This is a genomic window from Psychrobacter sp. van23A, from assembly GCF_030845275.1.
Lineage (GTDB): Bacteria > Pseudomonadota > Gammaproteobacteria > Pseudomonadales > Moraxellaceae > Psychrobacter > Psychrobacter faecalis.
Map to the genome: position 1 here is coordinate 2,518,226 of NZ_CP132595.1, position 16,568 is coordinate 2,534,793.

The 16,568-nt window shown below is 45.2% G+C and carries 17 protein-coding genes; 7 read left to right on the forward strand and 10 right to left on the reverse strand.

Annotated elements, in window-relative coordinates; all coding sequences use genetic code 11:
- The first annotated feature begins 59 nt into the window (after positions 1-59).
- Positions 60-257, forward strand: a complete 198-nt coding sequence (locus tag RAH45_RS10680) for a hypothetical protein (RefSeq protein WP_227678315.1) — start codon at positions 60-62, stop codon at positions 255-257.
- Between the two features lie 35 nt (positions 258-292).
- On the opposite strand, the gene RAH45_RS10685 is transcribed toward RAH45_RS10680, so the two are convergent.
- Positions 293-931, reverse strand: a complete 639-nt coding sequence (locus RAH45_RS10685) for a GNAT family N-acetyltransferase (protein WP_068403917.1) — start codon at positions 929-931, stop codon at positions 293-295.
- A gap of 101 nt (positions 932-1,032) precedes the next feature.
- On the reverse strand, positions 1,033-2,640 hold the full coding sequence (locus tag RAH45_RS10690) for an FAD-dependent oxidoreductase (RefSeq protein ID WP_068403919.1): 1,608 nt from the start codon (positions 2,638-2,640) through the stop codon (positions 1,033-1,035).
- Positions 2,641-2,901: 261 nt separating this feature from the next.
- On the opposite strand from RAH45_RS10690, the gene truD reads away from it, so the two are divergent.
- A complete protein-coding gene (gene truD, locus RAH45_RS10695; RefSeq protein ID WP_193031552.1) occupies positions 2,902-4,158 on the forward strand; it encodes a tRNA pseudouridine(13) synthase TruD in 1,257 nt (418 codons plus the stop codon).
- 3 nt (positions 4,159-4,161) lie between these two features.
- Here the strand turns inward: truD and RAH45_RS10700 are convergent, their stop codons facing one another.
- The gene (locus tag RAH45_RS10700) at positions 4,162-5,703 is read right to left on the reverse strand and encodes a GGDEF domain-containing protein (RefSeq protein WP_068403921.1); all 1,542 of its coding nucleotides are present in this window, start codon (positions 5,701-5,703) and stop codon (positions 4,162-4,164) included.
- A gap of 201 nt (positions 5,704-5,904) precedes the next feature.
- Positions 5,905-6,786: a PHP domain-containing protein gene (locus tag RAH45_RS10705; protein ID WP_306495270.1), complete on the reverse strand. Its 882-nt coding sequence runs from the start codon at positions 6,784-6,786 to the stop codon at positions 5,905-5,907.
- A 213-nt stretch (positions 6,787-6,999) separates the two neighbouring features.
- On the opposite strand from RAH45_RS10705, the gene ispZ reads away from it, so the two are divergent.
- From ispZ to RAH45_RS10730, 5 genes are all read left to right on the forward strand, one after another.
- Positions 7,000-7,551 (forward strand): septation protein IspZ, encoded by a 552-nt coding sequence (ispZ, locus tag RAH45_RS10710; RefSeq protein ID WP_068403925.1) that lies wholly within the window; start codon positions 7,000-7,002, stop codon positions 7,549-7,551.
- 110 nt (positions 7,552-7,661) lie between these two features.
- Entirely contained in the window at positions 7,662-8,015 is a 354-nt protein-coding gene (locus RAH45_RS10715; RefSeq protein ID WP_068403927.1) for a YciI family protein, read from the forward strand.
- On the forward strand, positions 8,012-8,560 hold the full coding sequence (locus RAH45_RS10720) for an SH3 domain-containing protein (protein ID WP_068403929.1): 549 nt from the start codon (positions 8,012-8,014) through the stop codon (positions 8,558-8,560). The genes RAH45_RS10715 and RAH45_RS10720 overlap by 4 nt, the downstream gene beginning before the upstream one ends.
- A gap of 26 nt (positions 8,561-8,586) precedes the next feature.
- Positions 8,587-10,755 carry a tRNA (5-methylaminomethyl-2-thiouridine)(34)-methyltransferase MnmC2 gene (gene mnmD / locus RAH45_RS10725; protein WP_102076881.1) on the forward strand — a complete coding sequence of 723 codons (2,169 nt, stop codon included), beginning with the start codon at positions 8,587-8,589 and terminating at the stop codon, positions 10,753-10,755.
- Positions 10,756-11,111: 356 nt separating this feature from the next.
- Positions 11,112-11,732, forward strand: a complete 621-nt coding sequence (locus tag RAH45_RS10730; RefSeq protein ID WP_068403931.1) for a hypothetical protein — start codon at positions 11,112-11,114, stop codon at positions 11,730-11,732.
- Between the two features lie 109 nt (positions 11,733-11,841).
- On the opposite strand, the gene RAH45_RS10735 is transcribed toward RAH45_RS10730, so the two are convergent.
- From RAH45_RS10735 to tsaB, 6 genes are all read right to left on the reverse strand, one after another.
- Positions 11,842-12,519 carry a DUF4112 domain-containing protein gene (locus tag RAH45_RS10735; RefSeq protein ID WP_068403935.1) on the reverse strand — a complete coding sequence of 226 codons (678 nt, stop codon included), beginning with the start codon at positions 12,517-12,519 and terminating at the stop codon, positions 11,842-11,844.
- Complete coding sequence (gene ubiA / locus RAH45_RS10740; RefSeq protein WP_068403937.1) at positions 12,512-13,429, reverse strand: 4-hydroxybenzoate octaprenyltransferase; 918 nt, start codon at positions 13,427-13,429, stop codon at positions 12,512-12,514. The genes RAH45_RS10735 and ubiA overlap by 8 nt, the downstream gene beginning before the upstream one ends.
- Positions 13,430-13,514: 85 nt before the next feature.
- Positions 13,515-13,763: a hypothetical protein gene (locus RAH45_RS10745; RefSeq protein ID WP_068403940.1), complete on the reverse strand. Its 249-nt coding sequence runs from the start codon at positions 13,761-13,763 to the stop codon at positions 13,515-13,517.
- A gap of 105 nt (positions 13,764-13,868) precedes the next feature.
- Entirely contained in the window at positions 13,869-14,771 is a 903-nt protein-coding gene (locus RAH45_RS10750) for a class I SAM-dependent methyltransferase (RefSeq protein ID WP_068403942.1), read from the reverse strand.
- A gap of 82 nt (positions 14,772-14,853) precedes the next feature.
- Positions 14,854-15,696 (reverse strand): undecaprenyl-diphosphate phosphatase, encoded by an 843-nt coding sequence (locus RAH45_RS10755; RefSeq protein WP_068403943.1) that lies wholly within the window; start codon positions 15,694-15,696, stop codon positions 14,854-14,856.
- A 112-nt stretch (positions 15,697-15,808) separates the two neighbouring features.
- Positions 15,809-16,492, reverse strand: coding sequence for a tRNA (adenosine(37)-N6)-threonylcarbamoyltransferase complex dimerization subunit type 1 TsaB (gene tsaB, locus RAH45_RS10760; RefSeq protein ID WP_068403954.1), 684 nt, complete (start codon positions 16,490-16,492; stop codon positions 15,809-15,811).
- Between the last annotated feature and the right edge of the window lie 76 nt (positions 16,493-16,568).

Consider the following 16,568-nt stretch of genomic DNA (forward strand, 5'->3'; position numbering starts at 1 on the left):
AATCATGATACTGCTATGATGCGTTTAATAATCACCGTTGCGAGATGCTTGTGTGGCAGATGTATTTTTCTATATTACCGATTGGTCTTGGCATCATGACCTTGGTCGCCAGCCTAATCGGCCTGTTTGCTTATTTGATGTCCAATGATAATGCCACGCGCCTGCTCGGTTTTAACTGGTTTAAGCGTTTAATTATCGTGGCATTTCTCCTATTAAGTGTCGGATTGTTTATGACCTTTGGCAGTTTTTGGGGTTAATGGCCATTAGTTTAAGAAAACTGATTGATTGATAATTAGCTTACAAGTTTTTCTAATTCTAACAACTCTAAATCTTGGCGTTTAGGTTCGCCATTATTGCCATCGATGGGAAACGGCATGCTATTGCCATTTAACTGATAACCGCGGCGCTGATAATATGCCAAGAGCTCTGGTCGATGACTTAAAATAGACATCGTTAAACGCGCGGGATTTTGTACAGACGCTTGGATATTTGCTTGTAAATGCCGCTGCGCAAATGTCTCAGCTGCCTGCAGTATCTGATGACCGACGCCATGCCCTTGTAGCTCAGGCAAGACGGCAAACATACCGATATACGCTTTTTGATTACCAGCACGCTGATTTGTAGTAACTTCGTCTTTTATATCGACCGCGATACAGCCTAATAGCTCACCTGTTTCTTTTCCGTCACGCTCACCTGTCGTGGTTTTTGGATAAATAAAAACGTAATGCTTGGGGTCATTAATGACAGCCAATAGCTCGTCCTTGGTGGTGCGAATACCGCCGACCAAATCTGCTTCATTGGTCCAGCCTGCCGCTTGCCGATAACAGCGATTGAGCAATTGCTCGAGCGCGTCGATATCACTTACTTCAGCTTGACGTAAAAATACGGTTGTTTTGTTTAAGGCTTCTTTAGTAATGTGGTCTTTATTCATAGCATCGGTTTTCCTTTTCCGTTCATAGCTTATAAGTCATATAAAAAGCTGGCTCGGATAACCAAGCCAGCCTTTATAATAATACGTATCCGTTTTTACTACTAGCGCGATAACGCATGGGCTTGCTCGATAATATCAAACCCAGCATTGATTTGCGCGCGCGTTGGCGCGTGACCTCGGCGTAGTAGCTCGCCAAAGGCAGCCATTTCTTTATCATGACCAACCCCACTAGCAGCACTGGCTCGCGTGTTCTCGCCTTCATCATCAAAATAAAACTCGATATAATTGAACTGCTGTAGATCGCCTCGCAAAATACTATGATCAGTCGTGGCTGCATGACCGCTATAGCGCATACTTTTGTCACATTGCATCGTCCAAAAAAATGGCACACGCTCGGCGTTGTCATTGACATCGTCTGCTCCCACTATCGCTGCCGCGGTTACAAGGCCATGCTGTAGCGCCACGCGCCAATGCTCAATGCGCAGTCGTCCCATTTGATTAGGCGCTTTGGCAATATCGCCGAGTGCATAAACACCGTCGCGCAGTTGTAGATGATTATCAACTTGCACGCCATCAGGATCGTTGACGTCGCTGAGTACATCCGTTCGCGGTGACACGCCCGTACCAAGAATGACCATATCAGCGTCTATGCGATCGCCACTTGCAAGGGTCACACCGTTCACCCCTTTATCATCGCCATTGATTTTGCCGACTGAAGCATTAAGGACAAAGGTCACACCTCGGTCTTGGTGACGGTTAATGAGCGCAGCGCTGACTGACTCTGAAATGATATGACTCATGACACGAGACTCTCGACCTATCACGGTAACGCTAGCAACACGACCTGCTTTTGCAAGCGCTGAGGCGACCTCCATTCCGATAAATCCGGTGCCAACGATGATCACACGCTTATCCACACTTGCTGCTTTCATCGCTTTAGCATCGTCTAAACTGCGAAGGGTATAGACGCCGTTTTGCTGAGCCCCCTCAATCGGTGGAATGACCGGCTCGGCGCCCGTCGCCACGACTAAAAAGTCAGGGCGGATGGTCTCATTATCGCCCGTATCTTTTTTGACGGTCAGGACGTTTTCATTGGGCCTCACCTCGCTGACAGTGGTTTTTAACTGCAAGTTTATATTGTGATTTTCTGCCCAGTCACTGCCGCCGAGCATGAGTTTTTTCTCATCTGCATCACCTGACAAAAAGGCTTTGGACAATAATGTTCTATCATAAGGGGCTTTGTCATCTTCGCTAATGATGGTGATTTTGCCGCCATAGCCGAGCTTACGAAGGCGGTGCGCGGTCATAAATCCAGCCGCGCCACTACCTACGATCACGGTATGAGTGTCGTCAAGTTTGTCATTGATGGTACTGTGATCTATAGTTTTGCTGGTATTGACACTCAAGCTGTCGCCATTGTCAGTAAGCTGATACTGGGTTAAGCCGTCAGCGGCAACCGGCTCTAATAATGAGCCGTCCGTGCTATCAAACGTTCCATGATGCCAAGGACAAATCACTCGATTGCCACAGCGCACACCAGCGCCCAAATCAGCCCCAGCGTGAGGGCACTTTCCATCGAAAGCGTAGAACATATTATCATCGCGGGTGACTAAAATGATGCTGTCATCGTCTTGCTTGAACGATTTCATGCCGCCATTAGGGATATCGGCTTTATCGATCGTGACGGTTTTGATAGTTGAGCTGGTCATAGTTATCCTTAACGGTTATTATTAAAATTTATTATTTCCTGCTGCAAACGTATTTTTTATCGGCATTTTAAATAAAATATTAACGCCCAAAATACGTGATTAAAAAACCAGATGTCTTGCCAGATACTTTGATACTAGCAAGACCCATTGCCAGACGCCATTTTTTTATATACTGACTGCGTTGCAAAACGTAAACTTACCTTTATTCCCTCTTTAACGTTTTGCTCTTACCACTTTTTATCAATACAAAAGATACCTTTTATGACTTCTCAAGACGATTTTGCTAACGACTCATTTAATAACGATTCTCCTAATAACAAACCTTTGACTGATAAAACCTTTGATATCTCAAATATCGATATTACCGCCGCCACTGATACATCCAAATTACCACAGCCGACGCAGTCGCCTTTAAAACAAGCGACCTATAAAGCCCATGCCACAGATTTTGTGGTCAATGAGATATTGCCGCTCGACTTTACAGGCGAAGGTGAACACTTATGGCTGCATATCGAAAAGCTCGGTATGAATACCGCCTATCTAGCTAAACTGCTGTCCGAGTGGGCAGAAATTCCACTGCGTGATGTCGGTTACTCGGGACTAAAAGACCGTCATGCGCTGACGACACAGTGGTTTAGCCTGCGCCTACCAAAAAAGCAATTACCTGAGTCTGAATTTGCTCCAGTAGATATTGGCGCCAATGAATCGCTCACCATCCTTGCGCAGGAGTGGCATAATAAAAAACTCAATCGTGGTACGCATAGAGCCAATCAATTTATCATTACCTTGCGTGACATCCAGTTTGCGGGCACAGAGACGACGCCGTCTAACAAAAGCAACAAGGATACCGTCGAGCAGCATTTGGCCCATATCAGCATAACGGGCGTGCCCAATTATTTTGGTCCGCAGCGCTTTGGCCGTCACGGTAATAATGTTAGAGAAGCATTGGCGTTATTTGCGCGTCCAGCGCCAGAAAGTCGTCCGCAACCCAAAAAAGGCAAACGTAAACAGGCGCCGCGTGAACAAAACAGTATGGAATTATCAGCGGCGCGCAGCTTGATATTTAATGAGATATTAGCAGCGCGGGTGCGTGATGGTAGCTGGAATACGGGGCTTACCGGTGAAGTGTTTAATTTGGATGGCTCAGGTTCAATATTTGCCAGCGAAGTAATGGACGACACTTTGCAAGCGCGACTTGCCAGCGGTGATATTCATCCAACGGCAGTATTATGGGGCGTGGGTAATGATAAAGTCAGTGGCGCAGCAGCTACTATCGAAAATATTATCGTACAGAAAAGTCCATTGTTAAGTCAGTTGGCAGCAGGCTTAGAGCAGCGCGATATCAAAGCACAACGACGCGCGCTAAGATTACCGATTGAAGAATTAAGCTGGAAATGGCAGGACGCAGATCATGGGCTGAGCTTGGTACTCAGTTTTACTTTAACGACCGGCAGCTTTGCAACCAGTGTACTTTCAAGCTTAGTACAGAATTTAAGCACTTCATCTGGCGTTAGTTAACGATTAGCTAGTCGCATAAAGGACAGCGATCTTGTCTGTTTCTGCCGCGAGCATATGGTTGGCACTGACCACCTGATTACGCCCGCGGTCTTTTGCCTCATACAAGGCTTTATCGGCGATACAAATTAAGCGCTGACAAATATCGCTGGGCAGTTGGGCTTGCACTATTTCTTTAGCAGCGCGCTTTCTTCTCTGCGAAATCCTTTTTTGTGCATGGGTCTGTTGTGCGCCTGCTTGGTTTGAGCTGTGCGAGCCACGCTCTTGTCTACGCTCTCCTTGCCTACGGTTTTTGCGCGCTTCTGTCAGCGCTTGCGTATTTTCTTCTAGCGCTAAAGCTTTATACTCATTTTGAATACGCGCACGCTCTTCATGCGTCAGAGTATAAACCCCTAAACTGGCGGTGATATAAAAATCGACATTATCATCGCTCTTGATGACTTGTTGGGCGATATCTTTGCGTAGCTGTTTAGCAATAGTCATCGCGCCCTCGTGCGTGGTATCTGGCAGCACGATTAAAAACTCTTCGCCGCCATAACGACTGACAATCACCTCTTCTGATAACGATTTTAATAGCGTTTGGGCAACCTCAGACAAAACTTGGTCGCCGACATCGTGTCCATAGTTATCATTGATATTTTTAAACCAATCTAAGTCCAATAAAATCACGCTAAAATCTTGTTTATCGTCCATCGCTAGCAGTGCTTGCTGCATTTGCGTCAAACCGTAGCGCCGACTTTTTAGTTGGGTCAATTCGTCTTGATTGGCATACTGCATGATTTCAGCTTTACTATTATCCAATATCAACAGCAGGGTGCGAAACATATAGATGATAAAAATCGCCTTTGGCAGCGCCATATAAATATGAGTGGTACGCCAAAAAAATGCCGAAGAAGAGCGCAGTTGATTAAATGTATCCCAGCTGAGCGTGCCATTTTGAAAAATTGCAGCAGAAATGGCGTTTTCGATTGCCGCCGTTTCACTAAAGGTAAGATAGCTATAAGTATCTAAGGGAAAAGAAGTGATGGTCATTTGACGCAGATTGGGAATGGTAAAACCAAAATAAGGAATTAAGGTGACCAAAAAGATCAAAGCAATGTGAGCCAAAAAGGCTTTCCATACATAGCGCCGCCGTATCAGCATCATCCCAAGCATCGCCCCACCAACCAGCGAAACCCCAGCGACCAAACTGCTATGACCCATGACTAAAATTACCACTGCAATATAAAGGCTATAAAGCGTGATCATAACCGCTTGCCATTTATATAACGAGCTTGTGTCTGTCCTAATCGGCGATGTGCGGCTGACCATCCAAAAAAAGAACACTAGCATCAGCGTCACCCCAGTCCATAAAGGATAGAGCAGACCCATATCTACATAGGAGCCATAAAGATCTTGGCGCCACCAAACAAACGCGCACCATAACCAATGTGAGGTGACTTCTATTAACACAAACAGCGCCAGCAGTGAGGCCCTATCAGCCGCTTGCCACTCGAAAATCACTCGCGAGAGCTTTCTATAGCCTAGATGAGATATCGATACAGCCATAATGGGCTACCGCAGATAGTGAAAGTTATTGAGCCAAACCAAACATGAAAATAAACAGCATGACTTATATTAGACCTAAACTGACGCATTTAGTGTGGCAATTTTTCCTTTAATTATCAATCGGTTTTAATCGATTTACCCGTCAATATCTAAAGTTTTATTTTAGCGTATCTATTAAGCTTAAGAATAACCTGTTTTGGACTAAGCCAATGCCGCAAATGACTGCCAAACACCTTGCTGTTCAGGATTAAGGTTTGGTACGTCGCCCAAACGTCGCCACGGCATATTACTTCCATGAAAGTCACTGCCAATAGAGGCCGCAAGCTGATGTTCAGCGATACTGCGATCGACCATTCTTCGGGTACTAATCGGTTCGCTATTTGAAGGTAACTCACAAGCATCACCGCCAAGCTCGGCAAATTCTTCGATCAGTTTACGTACGCGGGTGGCAGATAGCTGATAGCGCGTTGGGTGCGCGAGTACCGCCTTGCCGCCGCAAGCGTGGATCAGCTCGATGCCGCGCTGCATGGTTAATGCTTCAATCGCCACGTAAGCGGGCTTATTATCGGCCAGATATTTATCAAAGGCTTTTTGCACGGTTTTTACCGCACCGCGCTCAAACAACACTTGCCCAATATGCGCACGCCCTACCGCTTGTGGATTGCCGCCTGCTTTATCGAGCACCGCTTGCCATAGCTCGGTATAATCAATATCTAGCAGCTCGCTAAGCTTTTCAGTGATACGCTGACCGCGCGTGGCACGGCTGTCTTGCAATTGCTGCAACGTCGCATGCATTTTATCAAAGTCGGTGAAATCAAGTCCCAACACATGGATAATTTTATTGGTGGATTTATTTTTGCCATAGCCGCCGCTAAGTGTATGCTCGCAGCTAATCTCAACCCCATTGATTAATTGTATATCATAGGCCGCCGCCGCCGCGCGTGCCGCGTCAATACCCATCAAGGTATCATGATCGGTCAGCGCCAGTACATGAATGCCAGCGTTGTGCGCGCGCTGTACTACCTCGGTCGGCGCATAGGTACCATCAGAGCATGTACTGTGGCAATGTAAGTCGATTTTCATAAAGCTGGCCTTAAGATATTGAGGGTGTTGAAAGTGTTGTGCATATAGATATGCTGTCATTACTGACTATATTATCAGTAAAAAAGACGAAATGCGGCGAAGATAACGCATGAAGGCAGATCATAACGGATGATTATCCTGTTACTTGCTTTTTTTTGCAGCAGTAGACGTGTAAACTACCCCATACGTTTTTTGTTGGACATCCTATTTGCTATGAAAGCCTTATTAGACTTCATTCCGTTGATCGCGTTTTTTATTGCTGCGCGTTACAGTGGCATTTTAGCGGCGGCAGGCGCCTTGCTCGTGGCCACTATCATCATTTATGCCATCCATTTTGTGCGTCAAAAAGGCAAATTTGATAAGCAGCAATGGGTCGTTTTATTATTAACCATCGTCTTTTGCGGTGGGACGCTGCTATTGCGTGACGACATCTACTTACGCTGGAAGTCGCCTATCATCAACGGTATCTTCGCGGTAACACTATTGGTCAGTGCCATCATCAATAAGCCATTGATGCAATTGGCGATGAAAGAAGTGTTTTCACTGACCTTGAGTGGCTGGAAAAAACTGACCGTCGCTTGGGCACTGTTTTTTGCCTTTATGGGTATTTTGCATTATATCACGGCATTTACGATGTCTGATGAGGCTTGGATTAACTTTAAAACTTACGGCTGGATTCCGATTATGTTGGTATTCGTAATTGCGCAATTTGCCGTATTAAAGAACCATCTCAATCCAGCGTTAACCGATAAAACCACTAAATAGAAGCTAGTTCAATCATAATATAAGACTTAAAAATATAATGAGACATATCATCATTGTTTTTTATTGTCGTTATTAGCGCTTTATTCATATTATTTACTTGAGGAAGTCCCATGTCCTTATTTGCTATTATCGGCCACGATGTTGCTGGCAGCAGCGCCCAACGTCAGGTGACGCGCGCCGAACACGTTGCCCGCCTGCAAGTATTACAAAGCGAGCAGCGACTTATTATCGCAGGTCCAACGCCCATCGAACACGGTAAAAGCGAGATGTCAGGCAGCTTGATTATTGCTGACTTTGACTCCCTTGATGCCGCGCAAGCATGGGCAAGCGCTGAGCCTTATTTGCGTGATGGCGTCTATAGCCATGTAGATATCAAGCCGTTCGTGCAGACCTTGCCTGCGCCTACTGACAGTGCCGCAGTTACATCATCAGACAAGCCAGCAAATAAGGTAACAGCATCGTGATTCAGCAGTTATTATTAAATGGTTCTGTTTCTCATCATGTTTTTAATCATGTTACTAAGCCCGCTTTTGGTTTCGTTACTAATGTTAGCGTTGCAAGCTTATTATTACTTGCCAGTCTATCAGCACAAGCAGCACCAACTGTGACCAATGCTGATCCTGTGGCAGGAACTGCTCCGCTAGCGCCTAACGCTGTATTAGCGCCCAATACTGTTAATCAACTAGCGTTTCCAAATACTGCCTCAAATACGGTGTCTACTACAGCGCCGAACCCAGCTACCAATGCTCAGCCTGCTACCAATATTAGCGACACTTTAGCGGCGCAGCTACAACCATCAACTAAAGCGCTCTCTGAAGCCAATCAAGAATTGCTTAGCCGTAATGCCCAGCTTCAGCGTCAAGTCAATGACTTACAAACACAAGTAAACGTTTTGGTTTATGAAAGCAAAGGTCAGTTGTTTTTATACGGCGCATTTACGGTGTTAATGAGCTTATTGGTTGGGATATTTATTTCGTGGTTGGTGTTTGTGCGCCGCGAGCGCTGGTAGTAAATCCTCTATAAATGTGATGCTTTATGTCCAAATTTGTGTCTAAACCTCAGTCTAAATCAGCTATATCTAAGCCTACCTCTCCTGCCACTTATAAAAAAGCCACCAAGCCCCCTAAAAAACCTGCGCCGCCAGATGTGATTACCCCTGCTAATATTACATGGCAAACCGATGATGCTGGCAATCAAGTGCCAGTATCAGGGGAGTTTGGCGATGTGTATTTCTCGCACGCTGATGGCTTAGCAGAATCTCGCCATGTATTTTTAGCCCATAATCAATTACCCGAGCGCCTAGCAAACCTTGCTGATAAGCAATGCTTTACGATTGCTGAATTGGGCTTTGGGACGGGCTTGAATTTTTTAGCGACATGGCAGCTTTGGCGACAGCTTCGTACGCAGCAGCCGCAGTTAACAAGCGCGCGCTTACACTTTATCACTACCGAAAAATACCCCATACCGCTTAACGACTTAACGCAGATACTCGCTTTATGGGCACAGCGCGCGCCCGAACTTGCCGAATTGATTAAAGAGCTTTTAGCAAACTACCCACCGCTGATTGCTGGCTGTCATCGACTAAATTTTATTGACGATAATATCACGCTTGATATTTGGTTGGGCGATGCGGGCGATGGTTTGGCAAGTCTGGCTACTTTTAATAGCCTAGCTACTTTAAATACTGAGACCGCTATCAAGCGCCCTTATATTGATGCTTGGTTTTTAGATGGTTTCGCGCCTTCTTGTAATGAAAGCTTGTGGGCAGAGTCGATATTTACCCAGATGCAGCGCTTATCTCGCACTGGCACCACTGCCGCTACTTATAGCTGTGCTGGTATCGTCAAACGCGGCTTGCAAGCGCATGGCTTTAGCATTAAAAAGGTAAAAGGCTTTGGACGCAAGCGTGAAATGTTAACGGCAGCGATGGCGGACAATGATGAGTCCTTACCTGATTCTTTAGCACTAAATAACGATAACAATGTTTGCGTTTTGTCACACCCTCATGACCATACTCCTAATCATACAGTGGTTATTGGCGCAGGCGTTGCGGGACTACTTACGGCTTGGACGCTAGCCAATCGCGGTATGACTGTGTCGATAGTAGATAAAGTCGCGCCGCTTGCTGGCGCCTCTGGCAATCCGCGCGCCCTCCTCGCACCAAATATGACGCCCATTCATCATGTTTATGAGCACTTGCACTCTATCGGCTATCTCTATAGCGGCAGGCTGTACCGTTATTTTAATCAGCAAGCAGAACTGCAGCAAACGCCGCTCATACTTGAGCAAACAGGCGCGTTAGACTTGCTAATCAAAACCAATATCGGCCCTGTGCAAATTGCCGATTATCCCAATGAAATGGCAACCACGGTTACGATTGAAGAGGCGCGGCAATTAAGCGGCTTAAAAACTAAAGACTTAACGGACAATTTATATTTACCAAAATCTGGATTGGTCAATCCACAAGCGCTAAAAACGCTCATCCTTAAGCACTCAAATATCAATTATCAGCAGCTTAGCGTTACCGATATCAAAGAAACTGCAGATAAAGTGACGGTGATTGGTGATAAAGAAAGCAGCAGTGATAATAGTCAAAGCTCTGTCACTATCTGCGCTGATAATGTCGTTATTTGCGCCGCCTATGAGAGTCATCAATTAGACAAACGTATCGTTGAGTGCCGTACTATTCGCGGGCAATTATCTTGGTTTACGCCCACTGACGAGCAGGTAGCTGGTCTGCCTAAATTACCGCTCAAATATAGTGGTTATTGCGCGCCCTTTATCGGACAAAGCGGCGATGCTAAGATAAATAACATTCGCGACAATGAGCCGCAGTTTTTATTGGGTGCCAGCTTTGTAGATGCTGACGCCAGCATTGATATCCGTGAAGAAGAAAATCAGCAAAATTACGAAAAATTGCTTGAGGATATTCCTGAATTAAGCGATATATTGCCAGACGATACCAGCGCATGGCAAGCACGCGCCGGTGTGCGCACGCAAACGATTGACTACCATCCCTTGGTCGGACAACTTGCGCAAAGCCGCCGCATTTGGGCGCTCTCCGCGATGGGTGCAAAGGGTTATGCTTTAGCACCGATATGCGCTGAAGCATTAGCAGATATGATGCTCGGCTGCTTTACCCCTTTATCGGCTATTATGTTAGGGCGGCTATCACCTAATCGGGCGCGATTGCATAAAGCGTAAAAGGTAATAATTTAACGTTACGCTAGGGCGTGTCCTCATTTTAAAAATGGTGAGAAAAATGAGATAAATTGTAGCCAAACAAGGAAAATAGTGCAGTTAATATCGGGATATTACCCAGCTATTTGACGAAGTTTGGCAAAATTTAGCCATTTTTAGACCTTTTAGATGTCCATCGATTGAATTGAGGACACGCCCTAACCTTTATCAATATTTATACGGATGCTGTTTTATAAAAATGCTCTCAAAGCCAAGGCATGTATTTATAACAGTATAGAAGCAGGCTTAAAGAATAATGCTAGACTAGCCTTAAAGTTTAAAACACTTAAATAACGATGATAAATGGATAGCTATCTATTATGAAAACCGATATTTTTACCTTAGTGAAATCAAAACCCTCCTTTAAAGCAATTTCTATTGCGTTCTTAAGCCTATCACTGCTAAATGCTTGCCAAAAGACGCCAGAACCTGAAACCGTTAATGAAACTGCTGAAGCAACCACCCAAACGACGCCAGTAAGCTCTAATATTAATGCACCGAAAGTTGCTGAAACAAAGCCAAGCGCTACTGATTCGGCAGCCACTTTAGAGCAAGATACAAGCTTAAATGAAACAGAAAACGAGCTTAGCGCAGCGGATACCTCAACAAATAGTGCTGCGATAATGCCCAATCCAGAACAAGCCATCAAAGGCGCGCAAATCACTGATGTCAATTATCGCAGTGCCAGCGGTGAGACGTTATTTGTCATCTTTGAAACCTCAGAAAAAGGCGTACTTAACGCTATCGTCACCTTGCCAAATAAACCAAAAATGACCTTGAGTGCGCCAGAAGGCCAAGGCAATAACCCTACTTATCGCTCAAACGATGGCAGTATTCAGCTGGTCAGTCATGGCGGTGGTAGCAGCATTGATCTTATTCAAAACAATAAAACAACGAGCTTTGAGGCCATGAGTGTAGAAGCAGAAGTCATTACCGAATAATGTTATCAATAAGAGTTTGGCTTAAAACCTGTCGAAAATAATAAATTAAACCCTAAAAAAGGCGGCAAATACTTATCATATTTGCCGCCTTTTTTACTCTACTTTACCTTTAACCAAAACCAGTGGTCTTGCTAAACAGACCGACCAGCCAGCTTATCAGCGCCCATAAGCCCCAACCAATAACCACAATAACGATTAATCCCAATAGATCAGGAATATGCAGGTATAGCCAAGCAACGATAGGATTACGCCAAAAGAACGCAAAGCGACTTTGCTGCTGTCTATCTTCTAATGATTGATGCAAAAACGGCCGATCCATATGCATGGTTTCGGTGATGCCATATTCATCGTGTAGATGCTCGTGGACGATAGTCAATGTCTTACGACTTGGCCGAATAAAGATATCGAGCACTGTGCCAATCCCCGGTACGATACCAACCACCATATCAATCAGCGCCAACCTAACCGCTGGGGTCATTTTATGCGCCGGTACTCCCAACTGCCGACCTAATATAAAAGCATAGCTGGTCAAAGCAAGACCTGCCAAATCTCCCGCCAGCGGAATGGTCGACAGTGCCGCATCCGCCCCCATGCCTTGTTTGGTAAAAGGAATACGTACGAGCGAATCCATGGTATTGGCAAATTTCGCCAGTTTACGCTCAGTTTCGATGACTTGTGCACGTGTTAAGCCATGTTCAGCTAGTTTTGCATGATAATCGATAACTGGTGCATTAACATCAGATACCTTTCTAGCTTTTGACTTTGAGAGCTTCTTAAAGTTATCCATTAAAAGTCGTCCATAAACACGCGATTGCGATAAGAGCAAAGACGTAACGCCCTACCCATATATTGGCCAAAAATGCCTGAAAACAGGCCAGTGCTTGACGACTGGCACAAGCGCTGTTCTGCTTGGCAAACATCATTGCCACGAGCGCCAAGCCAAATACTGGTATCACGCCTACACTGGTTGGCGCAAAGTAATGCCACATGACCGCACCCATAATAAGTAAAAATGCGGTTTGTAGCAGCGAGATGATAATCACATCGTAGCGACCAAATAATATCGCCGTTGATTTGACTCCTATTTTTAAATCATCCTCACGATCTGCCATCGCGTACTGGGTATCATAAGCCACGGTCCAGCACATATAAGCGATAAACAGTAACCAACACCAGATATCAGGCGCGCCTTGTATCGCGACATAGGCCATCGGTATCGCCCAACCAAACGCTGCCGCTAAAAAGACTTGCGGCAAATGGGTAAAACGCTTCATAAAGGGATAAATAAACGCCAATATAACGGCGCCAAGCGACCAGTAGAATACCGCAATAGGCAAAAAGAATAACAAACTGGCACTCAGCAATACCAATACTGAAAAAGCAGCAATGGCTTCTTTAGCGGATAAACGCCCGTCCGCTAATGGACGGCCTTTGGTGCGGCTGACATGACCGTCGACCTTGCGATCAGCAAAATCATTGATTGCACAGCCTGCCGCGCGCATAAAAATCGCGCCCAGTGCAAATAATACAAATATCTTTAGACTCGGCAAACCTGCCGTTGCCCCTTGCTGCTGCGCCTGTCCCATCGCCGCCAGCATTACCCCCCAGAGCGTTGGCCAGAGCAACAGCTCGATACCTACAGGTTTATCAAAGCGCGTTAATTGCAGGTAGGCTTGTAATTTGTCGTTAAATGTCATGGCGTTTTATTATCATCTATAGAAATTTTATATACTTTTTTGCAGGCTGCTAGGTTAAGCGAATAGAAGCGAAAGGATTGGCGAGCTATTGGATTTGTTGCCATAAGTTGTTGGCTTCAATGAGTGACAACTCAGGATATTGCTTGCGTAATGCCTTAATGGATGCCATCTTATTATTTTGGCTAAGCTTTGCTTGCTGCCGTAAGTAGTCCATTTGTTCTTTTGGATTCCTAAGCGCTTTTAGGTGGGCTTTGAGCTGTAAAACTTCTGTTCGCAACGCAATATTCATCAGTAATAAGCCTGCACCAATGACCCAAATTATAATCGTTGACATCCTTTTCTCCTGAATCCATTACTATTAAATCCACCACTTCTAAATATTTGTATTCTAAACACTCAAACTGATTAACTGAGTCCATGCATGATAACGAAAGGTCTTTTAAACGAAATAACCATCAAAGCGTACCGCTTCATTATGCCAGCTTTCACTCGGTTGTTGATGCGCCAGTAATGGTGCAAGCTGCGGACGCTTGACGACGACGCGGCCTTGTCCTGCACCTTGACTGACAACCGCTTGTGCACTTTGGAGCAATTGCGACTCTTCTTCTAGCGTTGGCGGACGTGCCAATTGGTGCAAGGCTTGCATATGCTTACCCACTTTCGCGCCTTTACCCGTTTTGCTATCTTGATAGCTATCCTCTGGAAACATAGGATCGAGATATACCACATCAATAGTTTGATAGCTATCAGCGGTCGAACCATTACTAGAATCTGCAAAATCAATACTTTCAAAATAACTAAGCGCATCGACATTAATAATCTGTAGTCGGCTCATCAGCTTTTGCCAATTTGGTAGCGTACTCATCCGCTGCTGTTCAGCTAGCAAAAACAGCGCCATCAAGGGCTGCTCCTCAAGCATAATGACTTGAGCGCCAGTACTGGCTAATATGAGGCTGTCATGCCCAAAGCCTGCGGTCGCATCAATGACCGTGCTATCCGCTGTAATTTTAGCAGCTTGTAGCAGTAACTCAGACTTACGCCCGGCACTCACCACTCGGCGTTGTAGCTTATCCCATTCGGGCGCCACGCTCAGCCCATCGCTCAGCCATGATAGCTTATCTTTTTCATCTAATACTAAGATAGGCTGGATAGAATGCTGGCTTAATTGCTGGCGACGTTTTTGATTGAGCTTTTCGCTAAACAACTCAATGTTTAGAACAATAGGCAATTGATGTTTCACTACCAGCGCTTTTAGGCTGGCGATTTGCGCTTGTTGGGCTTCATTAACATAAAAAAGCTGGCAATGCATAAAATCGCTTGATGTTTGTTGCAAACTGCTCATGATTGCCCTCCCTTTTAATACTTTACGGTTTAAAACGTTACCGTTAACCCAGTTGAAAATGATAACGCCACATCGTTAAAACTTAGCCTGCCATCTGATAGCCAAAACCCCAAGCGGCGACCAATACGATGATGCCGGTAATAATGCGTAGCCATGCAAAAATTTTGAAATCGCGACGGCTAACCCAAGCGACCAATAGGCGAATACAAAGTAACGCCACGACAAATGACACCACGGTGCCTATACCCAATACCAGCCAGTCTTCGCTACTGGTCAATACATCATGGTGCTTTAGTAAATCCAACAATGCCGCGCCAACAATGACAGGTATGCCTAAAAAGAAAGAAAATTCCGCCGAAGCTTTGCGCGACACGCCAAGCCAGAGGGCGCCAATGATCGTCGCACCTGAGCGTGAGGTTCCGGGTATCAAAGCCAGACACTGCATCAAACCAATCATTAACGCTGTTTTTAGACTGACGTCTTCTGCTTCTTGGGCAATAATCGTTTTAGGTCGATTTTCGACATAAAATATCAGCAGACCGCCGACAATCAGCATAATCGCTACCACGATAGGGTTAAACAAATACGCCTTAATCTCGTCTGCAAAGGTAAAACCTACAATCATTACCGGAATGGTCGCCACAATTAAGCTTAAACCAAGCTGCCTTGGATTACTCATACCTTCTGCTTTACCGGTCAGTAGCCCCATCAGCGCTTGCCACAGCCTGCCCCAGTAATCATAAATGACCGCTAAGATAGCACCAAGCTGGACTACCACCACAAACAAATCAACTTTTTCCTTAGTCCAAAAGCTCATCAAATCGGCTGATAAAATCAAATACCCCGTACTAGAAATGGGTAAAAACTCCGTGATACCTTCAACGATACCCATAATGAGCGCTTGGATTAATAACAGTATATCCACAGTTGCTTCCCTAAAAAAACAGCGCTAGCCGCTGTTTTATATTGTTGTTGCTTTTATAATCGTTTATACGTAGAAGTACAAAGTGCATTGCTTACGAATCATCATGTAAGCACTATGCCTTACCTTGCTCTTTTAGCGTTTTCCATGCTTGATTGCGCAAGTACTTTGGTAAGGCATTAGCGGCATCGCTACCGCCTGTCTGTATGAATTGAGCGATACCCAATTGTCCAATCACTACCGCATCTGGCCAAACCTCTTCATGGAGAATTTGTTCGTCATGCATTTTTAGTAGCGGCGCACCATTACCGGCGATAGGAAGATTAGCAGCGGTTTGGCTGTCATAATCAAGTAAGCGCTCGGTATCTTCGCCATTTTCTTGCACAACGGGTTGCATAATATGGTCTATTAGCGCATATTGCCCAAAATATACTTGCTGCATACGCGCATCAAGCGCGCTATAAACTTGGGTCAAACCATACCTTTGATACGCACACTGGGCAATGGCTTGTAAGCTAGAAACACCGACACAAGGAATATCGTGGGCGACAGATAAGGCTTGCACCACCGCTGTATTGATTCTGATACCGCTAAAAGCACCAGGACCACGGTTGAATATCAATGCTTTTATATCAGTAAGACGCAGATTAGCCTCAGATAAGGCCGCATCAATCATTGGCAAAATGTGCTGAGTTTGCTCACGTTTACCTTGTTCGGTATGACTCGATAGCACCTGACCATTGGCATCTAAAATCGCGATCGAACACTGCTCAAATACGGTATCCATTGCTAAAAACATCATTACCTCGGCTTATTTTCTTAATACCACAAAACATGCGCTCATCAATCAGCGCCTATCATAGCATTTAGGATAA